This is a genomic window from Chryseolinea sp. H1M3-3, from assembly GCF_029360725.1.
Lineage (GTDB): Bacteria > Bacteroidota > Bacteroidia > Cytophagales > Cyclobacteriaceae > Chryseolinea.
The window spans coordinates 381,310-395,045 of sequence record NZ_JARKMY010000010.1; the positions used below are offsets into that span (position 1 = coordinate 381,310).

At 37.4% G+C, this 13,736-nt stretch carries 11 protein-coding genes; 10 read left to right on the forward strand and 1 reads right to left on the reverse strand.

All coding sequences use genetic code 11. The features are described 5' to 3' along the window. The 9 genes from P2W71_RS18530 to wecB form a co-directional block, all read left to right on the forward strand. Positions 1–946 (forward strand): asparagine synthase C-terminal domain-containing protein (locus P2W71_RS18530; protein ID WP_276372806.1); only part of this gene is annotated, 946 nt, incomplete at its 5' end. A 93-nt stretch (positions 947–1,039) separates the two neighbouring features. Next, on the forward strand, positions 1,040–1,822 hold the full coding sequence (locus tag P2W71_RS18535) for a class I SAM-dependent methyltransferase (RefSeq protein ID WP_276372807.1): 783 nt from the start codon (positions 1,040–1,042) through the stop codon (positions 1,820–1,822). A gap of 65 nt (positions 1,823–1,887) precedes the next feature. Next, entirely contained in the window at positions 1,888–3,783 is a 1,896-nt protein-coding gene (gene asnB, locus P2W71_RS18540) for an asparagine synthase (glutamine-hydrolyzing) (RefSeq protein ID WP_276372808.1), read from the forward strand. Further along, positions 3,780–4,871 carry a glycosyltransferase family 4 protein gene (locus P2W71_RS18545; RefSeq protein WP_276372809.1) on the forward strand — a complete coding sequence of 364 codons (1,092 nt, stop codon included), beginning with the start codon at positions 3,780–3,782 and terminating at the stop codon, positions 4,869–4,871. The genes asnB (P2W71_RS18540) and P2W71_RS18545 overlap by 4 nt, the downstream gene beginning before the upstream one ends. 168 nt (positions 4,872–5,039) lie before the next feature. Next, positions 5,040–6,839: an asparagine synthase (glutamine-hydrolyzing) gene (gene asnB / locus P2W71_RS18550; protein WP_276372810.1), complete on the forward strand. Its 1,800-nt coding sequence runs from the start codon at positions 5,040–5,042 to the stop codon at positions 6,837–6,839. A gap of 20 nt (positions 6,840–6,859) precedes the next feature. Continuing rightward, entirely contained in the window at positions 6,860–8,185 is a 1,326-nt protein-coding gene (locus P2W71_RS18555; RefSeq protein WP_276372811.1) for a hypothetical protein, read from the forward strand. Positions 8,186–8,216: 31 nt separating this feature from the next. Next, a complete protein-coding gene (locus P2W71_RS18560; protein ID WP_276372812.1) occupies positions 8,217–9,434 on the forward strand; it encodes a delta-aminolevulinic acid dehydratase in 1,218 nt (405 codons plus the stop codon). Positions 9,435–9,507: 73 nt separating this feature from the next. Continuing rightward, the gene (locus P2W71_RS18565) at positions 9,508–10,323 is read left to right on the forward strand and encodes a WecB/TagA/CpsF family glycosyltransferase (protein WP_276372813.1); all 816 of its coding nucleotides are present in this window, start codon (positions 9,508–9,510) and stop codon (positions 10,321–10,323) included. A 7-nt stretch (positions 10,324–10,330) separates the two neighbouring features. Next, on the forward strand, positions 10,331–11,464 hold the full coding sequence (gene wecB / locus P2W71_RS18570) for a UDP-N-acetylglucosamine 2-epimerase (non-hydrolyzing) (protein ID WP_276372814.1): 1,134 nt from the start codon (positions 10,331–10,333) through the stop codon (positions 11,462–11,464). Positions 11,465–11,505: 41 nt separating this feature from the next. Here the strand turns inward: wecB and P2W71_RS18575 are convergent, their stop codons facing one another. Next, the gene (locus P2W71_RS18575) at positions 11,506–12,384 is read right to left on the reverse strand and encodes a ParB N-terminal domain-containing protein (RefSeq protein ID WP_276372815.1); all 879 of its coding nucleotides are present in this window, start codon (positions 12,382–12,384) and stop codon (positions 11,506–11,508) included. Between the two features lie 61 nt (positions 12,385–12,445). Between P2W71_RS18575 and P2W71_RS18580 the strand changes: the two genes are divergently transcribed. Next, positions 12,446–12,883, forward strand: coding sequence for a hypothetical protein (locus P2W71_RS18580; protein WP_276372816.1), 438 nt, complete (start codon positions 12,446–12,448; stop codon positions 12,881–12,883). Positions 12,884–13,736: the final 853 nt, after the last annotated feature.

Here is a 13,736-nt window from a genome sequence, read left to right on the forward strand (position 1 = left end):
CACAGATCATCATGAATATTACTGCACAACAAAAGAGGCGCAGGATATATTGCCAGATCTTCCCGAAATTTATGACGAACCCTTTGGAGATAGCTCTGCCATTCCTACTACACTGGTAAGCCGATTCGCTCGAAAACATGTAACCGTAAGTTTGTCTGCTGATGGCGGCGATGAAATATTTGCGGGTTATATGCGATACCAATATCTGCAAGAGCTAAATGATAAACTAACGAAAGTGCCGAGGTTACTATGGTCAACGACCAGATCGGTATTAAATTTTTCATCTGGCGCACTTCCTCTAATAACACACGTTCATAAAATTGGACGGCTTTCAGAAATCTTAAACACATATAAAAAAAACGGTCTTTCTGACATCTATCATCAACATTATAATGTCAGGGAAGTAGACGCCCTGTTACCAGCAATAAAACAAAAAGTAGGATTGCTTGATGATCTGGGCAAAGTAAATCACGAAAATGATTTTATGAATACTTGTCTGGCGCTTGACTACAACACCTATATGGTCGATGACATACTGGTAAAAGTTGACAGGGCTACCATGAGTACTGGTTTGGAGGGGCGAGAACCTTTGCTGGACAACAGAATCATTGAATTTGTGTCACAACTTCCTTCTGAATTGAAATATCATCATGGTGAAAAGAAGTATTTGCTGAAAAAGATCACATATAAATACCTTCCTAAAACTTTAATGGATAGACCCAAAGCCGGATTTTCAATTCCGATGAATGAATGGTTTCGCAATGATTTAAAAAGTTATTTGTTCGAATTCATCAACGAAAAGCAATTATCAAAACATAACTTGATAAATGTAAAGAAGGCAATTTCCGTCAGGGATGAATTTCTATCGGGTAAGGAATTTAAGGAGACACAAGTCTGGCTTCTGCTCACATTTCAGATGTGGTGGAATAGATGGATGGAAAATTAAAAAAACGTTAGAAAACAACGTTTTTAATAAAGTTGTTCCTGACGATATAAAGTGCAACTAGTGTTCAATCCCGTTTGTACAACTGTTTAATTTATGGAAGCATCTACCGTCCGGTATCAAAAAAGAATGACCTCACAGTTAGGTATCATTCAGGAACTCGGATTTCAGATTAACAGAGATTCGGTTATCCTTGATCTTGGCTGCGGAAGCGGAAATTTGATTAATGAATATAGAAAAAATGGCTATCAGGCTTACGGTTGTGACTTTGACTTTCGACCAGACGTAATCGCGTCTTTTGCCGAAAATGGCATAATCAAAAAGATCTGTGCTGATAAATATCGGTTACCCTTCGAAAGTGAAAGTATTGACTTCGTTTTTAGTGATCAGGTATTTGAACATGTTATCGATTATCCGGAGACACTTTCAGAAATTAAAAGGATTTTAAAACCGAATGGCTTTAGTCTTCATTTTTTCCCTTCGAGATATAAAATAATTGAGGTCCATGTGAATGTTCCATTCAGTTCTGTGATTAAGAATAAACTTTGGCTTACCCTTTGGGCTTATTTAGGCGTGAGGAATAATTATCAGAAAGGAATGCCGGCGAGAAATGTGGCAACCCTAAATCATGAGTTTCTCAATACGCGCACAAATTATCTGACAAGGTCTCAAATAAAAAAATATTGTAAGATGTATTTCAAGGATGTGAGGTTTTGTGAAAAGAACTTTTTCAAGCACGTCCAGCGAACGCCGTACTTGTATCGGTTGTCGAACATCATCCCTCTTGTTCCAATGATCTATAGCGAACTGCATTCCAGGGTTATCTTTTTTACAAACAGAACTGAAAATGTTGAAGGAAAAATTGAAATTGACAAATAGGTATATTGAATCTAGTGACCTGCGGGTTCTCTGCAAGCTTGTCTGACATTTATAAAAAATTAACAATGTGTGGTATTTCCGGTTTTTTTCATTTTGATACTAAACGTAATGCAAACGCCGGCACCCTAAAAAAGATGGCTGATGTGCTATCTCATCGCGGTCCGGATGACGAAGGATTTTTTGTTAACCAGAATATCGCCTTAGGGCATAGACGACTGGCAATAATCGATTTGCATACTGGGCACCAACCCATGTTTAGTGAGGACCACAAAATTGTTTTGATATTTAATGGCGAGATCTACAACTACCTCGAGCTACGAGAAGAGCTACGGCTCCATGGAAATAAGTTTACAACCACCTCAGACAGCGAGGTAATCATCAATGCCTATCGAACCTGGGGGGTCGATTGCCAAAACCGTTTTAATGGGATGTGGAGTTTTGCGCTGTGGGATGATCACTTGAAAAGAATGTTTGTATCACGAGATCGAATCGGAGAAAAACCATTGTATTATTCAAAATTTGATGAGTCATTTATTTTTGCCTCTGAAATAAAATCTATCCTCGTATATGGAGTACCCGTTAAGCCTAGATTAGAAATGACTCAATTGTACCTGAGCATGGGTTTTATACCGGCGCCTTATACATATTATGAAAATATTTATCAGTTGATGCCAGGTAAGTACTTACTTATAGATCATGAGCTTGTTAAAGAGGGGACTTATTGGGATCTCCCTGACATTTCAGAAAAAGATCTCATCAACGACAAGTTGCATGTAGAACGAGAGTTTTCGAAGCTATTTCACGATGCAGTTAATATAAGGATGCGTAGTGATGTTGCGTTTGGGGCGTTTTTAAGTGGTGGATTAGATTCTTCGTGTGTTGTGAGTGCCATGACCAGTCACACATCAAAACCTATTAAAACATTTACTATGGGATTTGAGAATAAACTATTTGACGAACGTCCTTTGGCCAAAATGGTAGCTGACAAGTTTAAGACTGAGCATCATGTAGGTGTACTTTCATCTGAACACTTTTATGACGCGTTAGCCAAGGTTGTATTTCAATATGATGAACCATTTGGTGATCCATCTGCTATTCCAACGGGACAGATCTCTCAATATGCGTCGAAGCATGTAAAAATGGTATTAACAGGCGATGGTGGTGATGAAGTGCTCTCAGGTTATACTAGCTATTTCGGTGAGCGGTTTGCCGGACAATATCAAAACTTACCTGCTACATTAAGGAAAATACTGCTTGTGCTCGCCAGGTTTTCCGCAAAACCATTCAGAGGAAATTTAAGATACAAGTTAAACCGTATTGCAAAAGTTCTTCACGCCAGTGACCTTACTTTCGAAAAACGTCTGTTGTCAAAATTATGCCAAATCTCGCCAGATGAACTTAGTAAAGTTATAAAACCAGAATTCAAGATGATTTCATTCAACGAGTTCTATGAAGAAGCTATGAAAAAATGCAGGTTCAAGGAATCTTTTTATAAGCTCATGTACTTCCATCATAAGGTAACTTTGCCAGGCGATATGCTGACAAAAGTTGACAGGATGAGCATGGCTTACTCCCTGGAACCACGAATCCCATTCCTGGACCACCGAATAATTGAATTATTATTCAGCGTTAACAAAAATCTAAAACTGAAAGGGCAGTTAAATAAAATTATTCTGAGGAATGCCGTGGCCAATAAAACGCTTCCTAAAGAATTACTGAGCGCTCCTAAGAAAGGCTTTAGTGTTCCACTCAGAGACTGGTTTAAGCAGGATAACTTATACAATGAGATCAAACAGATGCTCCTTAACAAAAAAGGAAATACAATTTTGGACGAAAGTAGAATTGAAAACTTGATTGATCAAAATAACCAAGGACATACTGATGCAGGTAATTTTCTTTGGATGCTTCTGGTTTTAAGAAAATGGAACGATGTAAATCAACAGCAGTGTTCAACATCATGAAAAAGATATTGATTTTAGTTCCAGATCTAAATCTACAAGGCGGAGTTGCGAATTATTACAGAACATTGAAGCTTGATGCAGATAAGAATGTTACATACTTTACTGTTAACAAGCAAAATAAACAGACGCCTTTTGAAACGGCAAAAAGGCTACTCCTGAATTATTTTAGATTTTTCTATATGCTTTATCGGCACAACTACGAAGTAGTAGTTGTAAATCCTTCCATGGACACTGGTAAATCATATTTTCGCGATTCAGTTTTTATTATCATAGCGAGACTTCTAAATAAAAAAACAATCGTGTTTTTCAGAGGATGGTTGGATTCATACGAAGAAAAAATCAAAAAAAGCAAGTTTAAGTCTTTACTCTTTAAATGGAGTTATGCCAGCGCCGGCAGTTACATTACGTTGGGAAATATTTTCAAAAAGAAATTAATAGGTTTAGGGGTTCCCGACAAAAGTCAATTTTTTCTCGAGTCGACAGTAGCGGACTCCAGTTATTTAAAGGAGTTGGATTTGGACAAAAAACATCTGAGTTTTAAAAAAAATATATCCTTTCTATTCCTTTCAAGAATCGAAAAAGAAAAAGGATTGCATATCGCACTTAATGCATACGAGCTTTTCCTGGAAAAAAATCCAGGTCGGGATTCTTGTTTCCTAGTAGCTGGGGACGGTGACGCATTGAGTGACGCTATGGAATATGCAAACCAAAAACATATTCCCAACATACATTTTTTAGGAAATGTCAGCGGTGATAGAAAGAAAGAAATTCTAATCACATCACATATATTGATTCTCCCAAGTATTTCCGGTGATGGCTTACCAAACACGGTGTTGGAATGCATGCTATATGGAATGCCAATAATTTCCAGGATTACAGCTGGAATTCCCGATGTCGTTCAGCAACATGTAAATGGGTACTTAACAGAAAGCCTGGATTTCGCAGTCTTTGCAGATTTTATGTCTACTATTGCCTCCAATGAGGTACTCTATAAAAAGATGTCAGAAAATAATCAACGGATTGCATTAGAAAAATATACGAGTGAAAGAGTTCGAGAACGTATTCTTAAAATCTATAATTCGTTTTAAGGTGAACTATTAAATCTCGGAACAGAATACTATTATAAAAGTTAGAGATAGCAACGTTGTTTGTAGAATCTTTACAAGTGTGTATGGCTATCATCATAGAAAAAAGATATTACGTTGAATACTCGGTCTCACATTTTACACTCCTAAGGGGATTAAATTATAAAATGCATGTGTGGAATTGCCGGAATTTACTTTAAGAAAATTATAAACGGTCATTTGCTTGATAGATTCGAGCACCTGGTAAAAGCAAGCCAATATAAAAGAGGTCCTGACGAATTTAATAAGCTTCAGATTTCTTCGAATTTATTCTTTTATCACAACATGCTTTCCATTATCGATATCGGAAATGCTAAACAACCTATGTCAGATGAAAAAGGCATATTAACCTATAACGGTGAAATTTATAATTATAGAGACTTAAAATATTCACGGGAGAAATATGCAAAAAAGTCTGATACAGAAGTATTATTAAAAGGACTAAACAACGAATATATCGAGTTCTTAAAAAGGACGAATTCCATGTTTGGTCTAGCTTATTATAACATATCCAAAGCGGTATTGCTATTGTGTCGCGACAGATTAGGTATTAAACCAATTTACTATATCGACAATGACGACGTATTTGCATTCGCTTCAACCATTACCCCGCTCACCATATTTTCCAACAAGAAATTAAATCATCGACAGTTGTGGCAATTTTACTCCAACCGCGCATTTAAGGCGCCAGCTACAATTTTTGATGATATTTATGAACTACCTGCAGCATCGTTTCTGGAGTTTGATACCCGTCAAGAAAAATTAGCCGCTGTTAAGTCGTGGTGGACCAGGAACAAGGTTGAAGAATTATATACAAACGAAAATGAAGTCATTGAGACCATTGAGCAACTTCTTGTAGATTCGATAAAAAATAGATTGGTAGCAGATGTGCCAGTAGGACTGTTTTTGAGTGGGGGCGTGGATTCCTCCTTAGTTGCAGCATTAACCGCAAAACAAACAAGTAAGCTGAATGCTTTTACAGTTTCATTTTATGATGAGAAGTTTGATGAATCCCCGTATGCTAAACAGGTCTGCAAGCAGTTTGGCATTCGATACAATGAGATAAAAGTAAATGCTACAGATTTTCTTGATAGCATTAACCATTGGATAACTATTCAGGATGATATTGTTGCGGATCCATCCGCCTTACTTCTTTACAAAATATCTGAATATGCAAGCAGTATGAACTATCGCGCGCTCCTTGCTGGTGAAGGTAGTGACGAATTATTTGCCGGCTATAATTCCTATAAATATTTTAATCTGTCGCGAACTATATATAATTCTTTTGGCAAGAATGTCCCTTTCAAAAAGAATATAGTGTCCCTCTTTAAGGACCATTCCAAATGGCAGGATTTTCTTTCTAATTCATTGCATACCCCAACATTTTATGGAACCGCTAAAATATTTGAACCTCATCTGCTAACCGAGCTACTGCCAGATTTCAATAATGACGAACAAGAGAAAGTTTACGATTTGAAAAACGCAATGGATCTGGATATCAAAGACAGAATACAAAATGATATCTTAACAAGGTCCGATAGATCAACAAGTGGTGCATCTATTGAATTGCGTGTTCCATTTTTGTCGCACCAACTGGTTAATTATTCTGCAGGAATAAGTCAGGAATTATTAATGAAGAATAAAACATCTAAGTACCTTGTAAAAAAATTAGCATCGAAGTATTTAGACCGTGATTTGATCTACAGAAAGAAGGTCGGGTTTGATTTACCAATAAGACATTGGATATCGAATGAGTTAAGGGATCTGATGGAAGAAAATATAGATAATTCGATCCAAAAAGATTTCATTAACATGAATGTTATTAAACGGTGTTTTGATCTCCATGTAAAAAGTAACATTGATTACTCCACAAAACTCTGGGCGTTTTTATGCCTGGAACTCAGCTATAAATATTTGTATAAAATTTATTAGGGGCCGTCAAAGTTAGGATAATGAATAAACACTTTCTTAAGCGTATAAGGGATAATATTCCTGAACCTCTTAAATATATTACCGCACCGATATTTCGTAATAGGTTGGTGCGAAATACAAACTTTCAGTTTTATTACGACTTGCTTTCCAATAATCGAATGAGCAATGACGAGCAACTGGAATTCCAATTTGGTCAATTAAAAAATGTGTTGAACTATGCTTATAAAAATGTTCCGTATTATACTAATCTCTTCAACAAAATTAATTTTAACCCCAATAGTGTCACCGCTTTGAATGATATTGAGGTGCTGCCGTTATTAACCAAAAATACCATTAAAGAAAATTTTGACAACCTAACGTCAAAAGAAAAGGTGCCTGGAGGATATTATGTTGCAACAACCGGCGGAACTTCAGGCGAGCCCTTGAGGGTGCTACTTGATTACAATTCCATTTTTAAGGAATCTGCATTTGTCTACTTCTTCAGAAAAAAATTAGGATATAGGTTTGAAGACAAATTGGTAACTTTTAGAGGCTTAGAGTTTGGAAGGCATCTGTGGAAATATAATCCAATGTACAATGAGTTAGTGTTCTCCCCTTTCAAGCTATCTAAACTTACAGTGCAGCAATATCTCGAAAAGATCACACAATTTAATCCTCGGTACTTAAATGGGTATATGTCCTCCCTCTACTTATTCGCTAAGCTTTTAGAAGAAAGTAATGCACAAATTAAATTGAAGTTAAAGGGAATATTTCTTATCTCTGAAAACATCGACAAAACTGAACGAAAGTTTTTGGAAGACTTTTTTTGTGTTAAAACGATGACCTTTTATGGGCACAGTGAACGTTGTGTAATTGCTGAAGAAAAAGAAAATGGACTCTACAGCGTATCGCCGTTTTACGGTTATACGGAGTTGATCAAGCATACCAACGGTTATGAAATTGTAAGCACAGGATTTTTGAATCAAACCATGCCATTAATTCGTTACCAGACAGGGGATATATGCGAAAAAGAAAAAGATCTTATCGCAATCCATGGCAGATGGACTAACGAAGATTACCTGCTGGGATTGAATAATGAGAAAGTATTTCCGTCAGCCTTTAACTTTCATAGCAACATCTTTCAACATGTTAGTAACTATCAATTCCTTCAAGAAGAAAAAGGAAAATCAAAGTTGATGTTAATTGTTAATAAAGACTTCAAGATATCAGAACTGGCGGTGATGAAAAGAGAGATAGATAAAAAAACCAAAGACGTTATTGACTTTGAAATAAAAGTCGTCGACAATTTAATATTGACTCCGAGGGGAAAATTTAAAAGATTCGTAACAAATAATAAACGCGACTAATTATACAGCTATCCATATTTGCTATATCAAAATGCAAACCAATACAGGCGTAGATAAAATTGAAAAGGTAGTTCGAAACAAACATTTTGAAGATAGTTATACCAGATTAAAGAATTACTGTGAGAATGAATCTTTCAAAGGATGGGATCCCTATGATGGTTTAAACAGCAAAATTTTTCAGGCCATACCGTTTATTCGATCAAACCGCATAGCTCGCCTTTGCTGGATTCAGTTCTTCAAACGTTCACCCATAAATTTTAGACGGCCGCTCAAAGTTTTAAAGGAACATAACAACAAAGGGCTGGGACTTTTTCTAGCTGGATATTGTAAAGAATTTAAAACAAATCCGACACGTGCGGTAGAGGGAAAAATAATTCAATTAGCAGAGATATTAGTTAATAATAGATCAACGCAATATGCTGGCAGTTCGTGGGGCTACAATTTTGATTGGCAAGCAAGGGCATTCTTTCAGCCAAAAAATACGCCAACCGTGGTCGCTACAACTTTTATAAGCAGTGCCTTACTTGATGCTTATGAAATAACAAAAAATGATAAGTTTCTCAACACGGCTCGAACAGCGTGTAATTTTATTCTACATGATCTTAACAGAACCTATGACGAAAAAGGAAATTTTGCTTTCTCTTACTCTCCTTTAGATCATAGTGTTGTTTTTAATGCTTCTCTCTTAGGCAGTAGATTACTGGCACGCGTATCTAGTATTACAGGAGAAAACGGGTTGATTGAAGAAGCAAAAAAATCAGTCGCTTTTTGCTGTGATCGGCAACAAAGTGATGGATCATGGAGATATGGAGCTTTACCATTCCACCAATGGATCGATAATTTCCATACGGGATATAATCTTGAATGCATCAACGATTACATGAAGTTCAGCGGAGATGCAACATTCCAAAAATCTTTAGATAGGGGTTTTACTTACTACATTCATACATTCTTTACCGAAGAAGGTATTCCAAGGTATTATAGCAACAATGTTTACCCCATCGACATTCATTCACCGGCGCAGCTGGTAATTACATTATCCAAACTCGAGAAATTCAAAACATATAAAAAATTATTGGATAACGTACTTGACTGGACGATTAACAATATGCAGTCTGATAAAGGTTATTTTTATTATCAGATCAATAAATATTTTTCTTCAAAGATAGCTTACATGCGGTGGGCGCAAGCTTGGATGTTTTACGCCTTATCAACTTATTTTTATGAAGAATCAAAAATTACAAACTAAATTTAGCTAGCTTCACCAACGTTTCAGTTGAGGCCGGAATACCGTTTATCTATAACTTTTAATCTCCCCTATTATGCCCTCCAAGGTAACGCGAGTTAGTATTTGCGATATCCCCGTTGATGCATTGACTATGAAGCAGACGGTTGATATCATCGACACAGCCATCCGTGAAAAGAGGCCATTACATCATGGCGTTATTAACGCTGCCAAACTGGTAAATGCCCAAAAAAATTATGAGCTTAAAAAGTCGCTTGTTGATTGTGATGTCATCAATGCAGATGGAAAAGCTATTGTTTGGGCATCACGATTTCTTAAGAAACCCGTTCCTGAGCGAGTCGCAGGAATTGATCTGATGGAAACATTGATCGCACGGGCTAAGCAAAATAAGTATAGGATCTACTTTTTTGGCGCAACAGAAAATGTTGTTGAACATGTTGTTAAAAAGTATGCTACCATTCATGGCACAGACATCATTGCCGGTTATTGCAATGGCTACTATTCAAAGAAAGATGAGCCGCTCATTGCTCAAAAGATTGCATCCTCGGGTGCCGATATTTTGTTTGTTGCTATAACCTCTCCTACTAAGGAAATTTTTCTTAATACTTACAAGAATTCAATCAAGATACCATTTATCATGGGTGTTGGTGGCAGTTTTGATGTTGTCGCAGGCGTTGTTAAGCGCGCGCCAAAATGGATGCAACAATATGGTTTGGAGTGGTTATATAGGGTCATTCAAGAACCAAGACGTTTATGGAAGCGCTATTTGATCACGAACAGTATGTTCATTTACCTGGTCCTGAAAGAAAAGTTTTTTCCCCGGACTTATAATTCAAAACCCTCTATTTCCACCAGCGAGGCAGAACTGTTGCTTGCGCGGGATAAAAAGTAAAAAACCGATGTTAATTACTATCGTTGCTGGTGCAAGGCCAAATTTTATGAAAATTGGGCCCATAATTAACGCCATTAAATTTCAACAGGAAAGAGACCGCTACATCAATTACAGGTTGGTGCATACCGGCCAGCATTATGACCAAAAAATGAGCGGCAATTTCTTTCACGACTTAAGAATACCTGAACCTGATATAAACCTCGGGGGCGGCGGAGGAACGCAGGCGGAACAAACAGCAGCCATTATGGTGAAATTTGAAAAAGATCTTTTTGAAAATCGATCCGATGTCGTTCTAGTTGTTGGAGACGTAACCTCCACTATGGCTTGTACCATTGCCGCCAAGAAATTATGCATTCCAGTGGCACATGTCGAAGCAGGTATTCGTTCAGGAGATATGACAATGCCGGAAGAAATCAATCGTGTGGTGACTGACTCTATTTGCGACCATTTTTTTACAACCAGTGAAGTTGCCAATGAGCATCTTTTGAAGTCGGGCGTACCCGACAACAGAATTCATTTAGTAGGAAATACAATGATCGACACATTGTATCAAAATCTGCACAGAATTAGACCGCCGAGGCTTTGGTCGCAAATCAAGCTAAGTTCATCAAATTATTTCTTGCTAACCCTTCACCGGCCGTCAAATGTTGATCATCCCCAAGATCTTAAAAAGATGCTGGATGTCTTGCTGAGCAATACAAATTTGCCGGTAGTTTTTCCCGTCCATCCGCGAACAAAAATCAGATTAGATGAACTTGGGTATCGCAACGATCGGCTAATAGTTGCAGATCCTATGGGCTACCTGGAATTCATCTTTCTTGTTAAAAATGCAAAAGCTGTCATCACCGATTCGGGTGGTATAACAGAAGAAGCTACCGTATTAAATGTTCCCTGCCTGACCCTAAGAAATTCAACCGAACGTCCCGAAACGATTACCATCGGGACAAATGAGTTAGTTGGAACGAATCCGTCCAATTTGATTCCATTCTTAGAGAAACTGCGCACTGGCAAGTGGAAAAAATCTAGCATCCCACCGCTGTGGGATGGCAAAACTTCTCCCAGGATTGTATCGAAATTAATGACGATATATCAGAACGAAACAATAGAAGCGTATTCCGGATTCTCAATGCCTTCATCTTAATGATAATGGCAATTCCATAGCGAAGCCCTAATGATGTTGCTTCAATCGAACAACTCATCCTCCAGTTTTTCTATTAATCTTTTTAGCTCCTTGATGGCTTTTACGTCCCGTTCGTTTATTGCCTTATTGATCGCACTCAGAATTAGGCCTTTTATTCGACGTAGTCTGTCACTTTTGTCAAGAAAAATAGGTTCTGAATTTTTAACTTCGCCTTGAAGGTTCTTTGACTTTTCCCTTTCCAGTTTCTTCAAGCCTGATTCTACTTCCTCCAGGATTTCGGCCTTTATGATTTTCGCCTTATTGAAAAGGTCAGCCTCATTCTTAATTGATAGCCGATCAGGATTTTTGGCACTACACAAAGCTTGAACATCCCCTTTTTTGACTTTCGATTCCCCTGTCAGTATCTGGGCTTTTAATTTGGGGTTGGTCCGTCCAACTATATTAAGTCCTTCAGCGAACTTAGCATCCCGCTTAATGGTACTTTCACTCACTTTGAAAAAGCTTGCAACAACTTCTGAGGTCGAAGTTTCACTTTGGCCCTTCGATTTTACGTTATCGTAACCACCCTTCCTTTTTTTCAAGGAAAGATATTTTAGTCCCCTGTAGTAGCTCATCTGGTCAGGGTTAAGATTTCTTCTACCAATTTGGTTATCGATCATCCACACTTTCGCGTCTTCAATACTATTAAGCTTGATCTTGCGGATTTTGTATGGAATATTTTTCTTTTGACAAATTTTAAACCGGTTGTGGCCGTCCACCAGTACCAACTGGCTTTCATTCTTTTCCCACACAATGAGTGGTTCTCGGCACCCCTCCTCTGTCAAACTTTTTTCAAGCAAAAATAATTCTTCTTCACCGAGGGGTATAATATGTTCCCTGAGTTCTTTAAGAATGGTAATTGGCTGGTCGACACTTAACATTTTGTGCTGGCGTGATGTTAGTAAAAAAAAATTGTTTAAATTTCCTGAACAAAAACGTTATATGTTGTCAGAAAGTTTCAGAATAGGAAGGACGCATAAAATGTTCTTCTCCGATCGGTTTAATATAGAACTCACCTTCTCTCGCAACGGTGGGATTACTGGAACTCTATTCCCGTTTCCTGCATTAAAAAGTATTAGCAGCGACATCTCAGGATTATATACGATCATAAATTCAAATACCGTTTTATCTTTTTTTTGTAAGTTTAAGAATCCTAATGTAATAACAAAAACTGAAATTTTATTTGAGGGCGAAATTATTGAGTATGAAAACAATCATGAATGCCTGATAATTAAGTGGTTAGCAATACAAAACACCTTCGCTTGCCAAATGGTAGACAAGGATATCGAGATTCTGCTTGATACCCAACATCAAAATGGATTGGAGGCCGTAAAGATACACGCTTACATGAAGCAATACTCGCTGGAGATAATGTCCTAACTTCTCATTGACATAAAGAAATCAACTCTACTACCAGTTTTATCTAAAGAACAGCTCGATATCACCTCGTTTTTTTTCATTACAACTTATAGGCCACACGCAAAATAACGTTTGACTATATTCATTAGTGTTTTTATCAGTATTAGAGCATCCAAAAAGATTAAATGCATACATTATCGTTAGATTGTCGCATCCTCAGATAATAAGTCACGAAATCAAATAAGGTGATGATAGATATTAGTTCTTCACCAATCGCTCAATACTATCAACCCATACCCTACTAGTCGGCACTACTGAAGGATGTATTGTCTTGAGTGAAGGAATAGTAAGCATTCTTCAGCGGACCTTTTCAATATAGCACGAAGGGCACAGGCTCGTGGGGAATGATACATGTCTCAATAAAATGAGCACTACAAGACCAAACTGATTCGATTCCTTTCGTGGCCATATTTAAATTACATTAATTACTCACCACCTCCGCCCTATGACTTCAGATGTTGAATCGTCAGAAAACTGAAATAATTATCGTTTATGCGATAAAAACGATCAATGGCCGTCAGTATGCCCCTCGAGTCTTAAGGTAAGCGCTCTCCGGATGAGCTAATATTCCTTCCACCAGCCGAAAATGCACAACTATAGTGAGGAACAACACAACAACATTCTATTAATCACAACCTTTCTCTCAATTTTTTTGTTGAATCTATGAACGTGCTTAAAGCACATCGGCGGCTATTAATGGCTTTATCAATATTTGCTTCGCCTTCGCGGTAAGTTGAACAAAAAATAATAAATGATGGAAAGACGAGCGGGATTAGATATTTAAGAATTAAATTACAACAATCTACACAGTAAA

Bases quoted from the DNA above. Each gene is read 5' to 3' on its own strand.
- P2W71_RS18535 (WP_276372807.1), top strand. From the start codon at position 1,040: ATGGAAGCATCTACCGTCCGGTATCAAAAAAGAATGACCTCACAGTTA.
- P2W71_RS18555 (WP_276372811.1), top strand. From the start codon at position 6,860: ATGAATAAACACTTTCTTAAGCGTATAAGGGATAATATTCCTGAACCT.
- asnB (WP_276372808.1), top strand. From the start codon at position 1,888: ATGTGTGGTATTTCCGGTTTTTTTCATTTTGATACTAAACGTAATGCA.
- P2W71_RS18560 (WP_276372812.1), top strand. From the start codon at position 8,217: ATGCAAACCAATACAGGCGTAGATAAAATTGAAAAGGTAGTTCGAAAC.
- wecB (WP_276372814.1), top strand. From the start codon at position 10,331: ATGTTAATTACTATCGTTGCTGGTGCAAGGCCAAATTTTATGAAAATT.
- P2W71_RS18580 (WP_276372816.1), top strand. From the start codon at position 12,446: ATGTTGTCAGAAAGTTTCAGAATAGGAAGGACGCATAAAATGTTCTTC.
- asnB (WP_276372810.1), top strand. From the start codon at position 5,040: ATGTGTGGAATTGCCGGAATTTACTTTAAGAAAATTATAAACGGTCAT.
- P2W71_RS18575 (WP_276372815.1), bottom strand. From the start codon at position 12,384: ATGTTAAGTGTCGACCAGCCAATTACCATTCTTAAAGAACTCAGGGAA.
- P2W71_RS18565 (WP_276372813.1), top strand. From the start codon at position 9,508: ATGCCCTCCAAGGTAACGCGAGTTAGTATTTGCGATATCCCCGTTGAT.
- P2W71_RS18545 (WP_276372809.1), top strand. From the start codon at position 3,780: ATGAAAAAGATATTGATTTTAGTTCCAGATCTAAATCTACAAGGCGGA.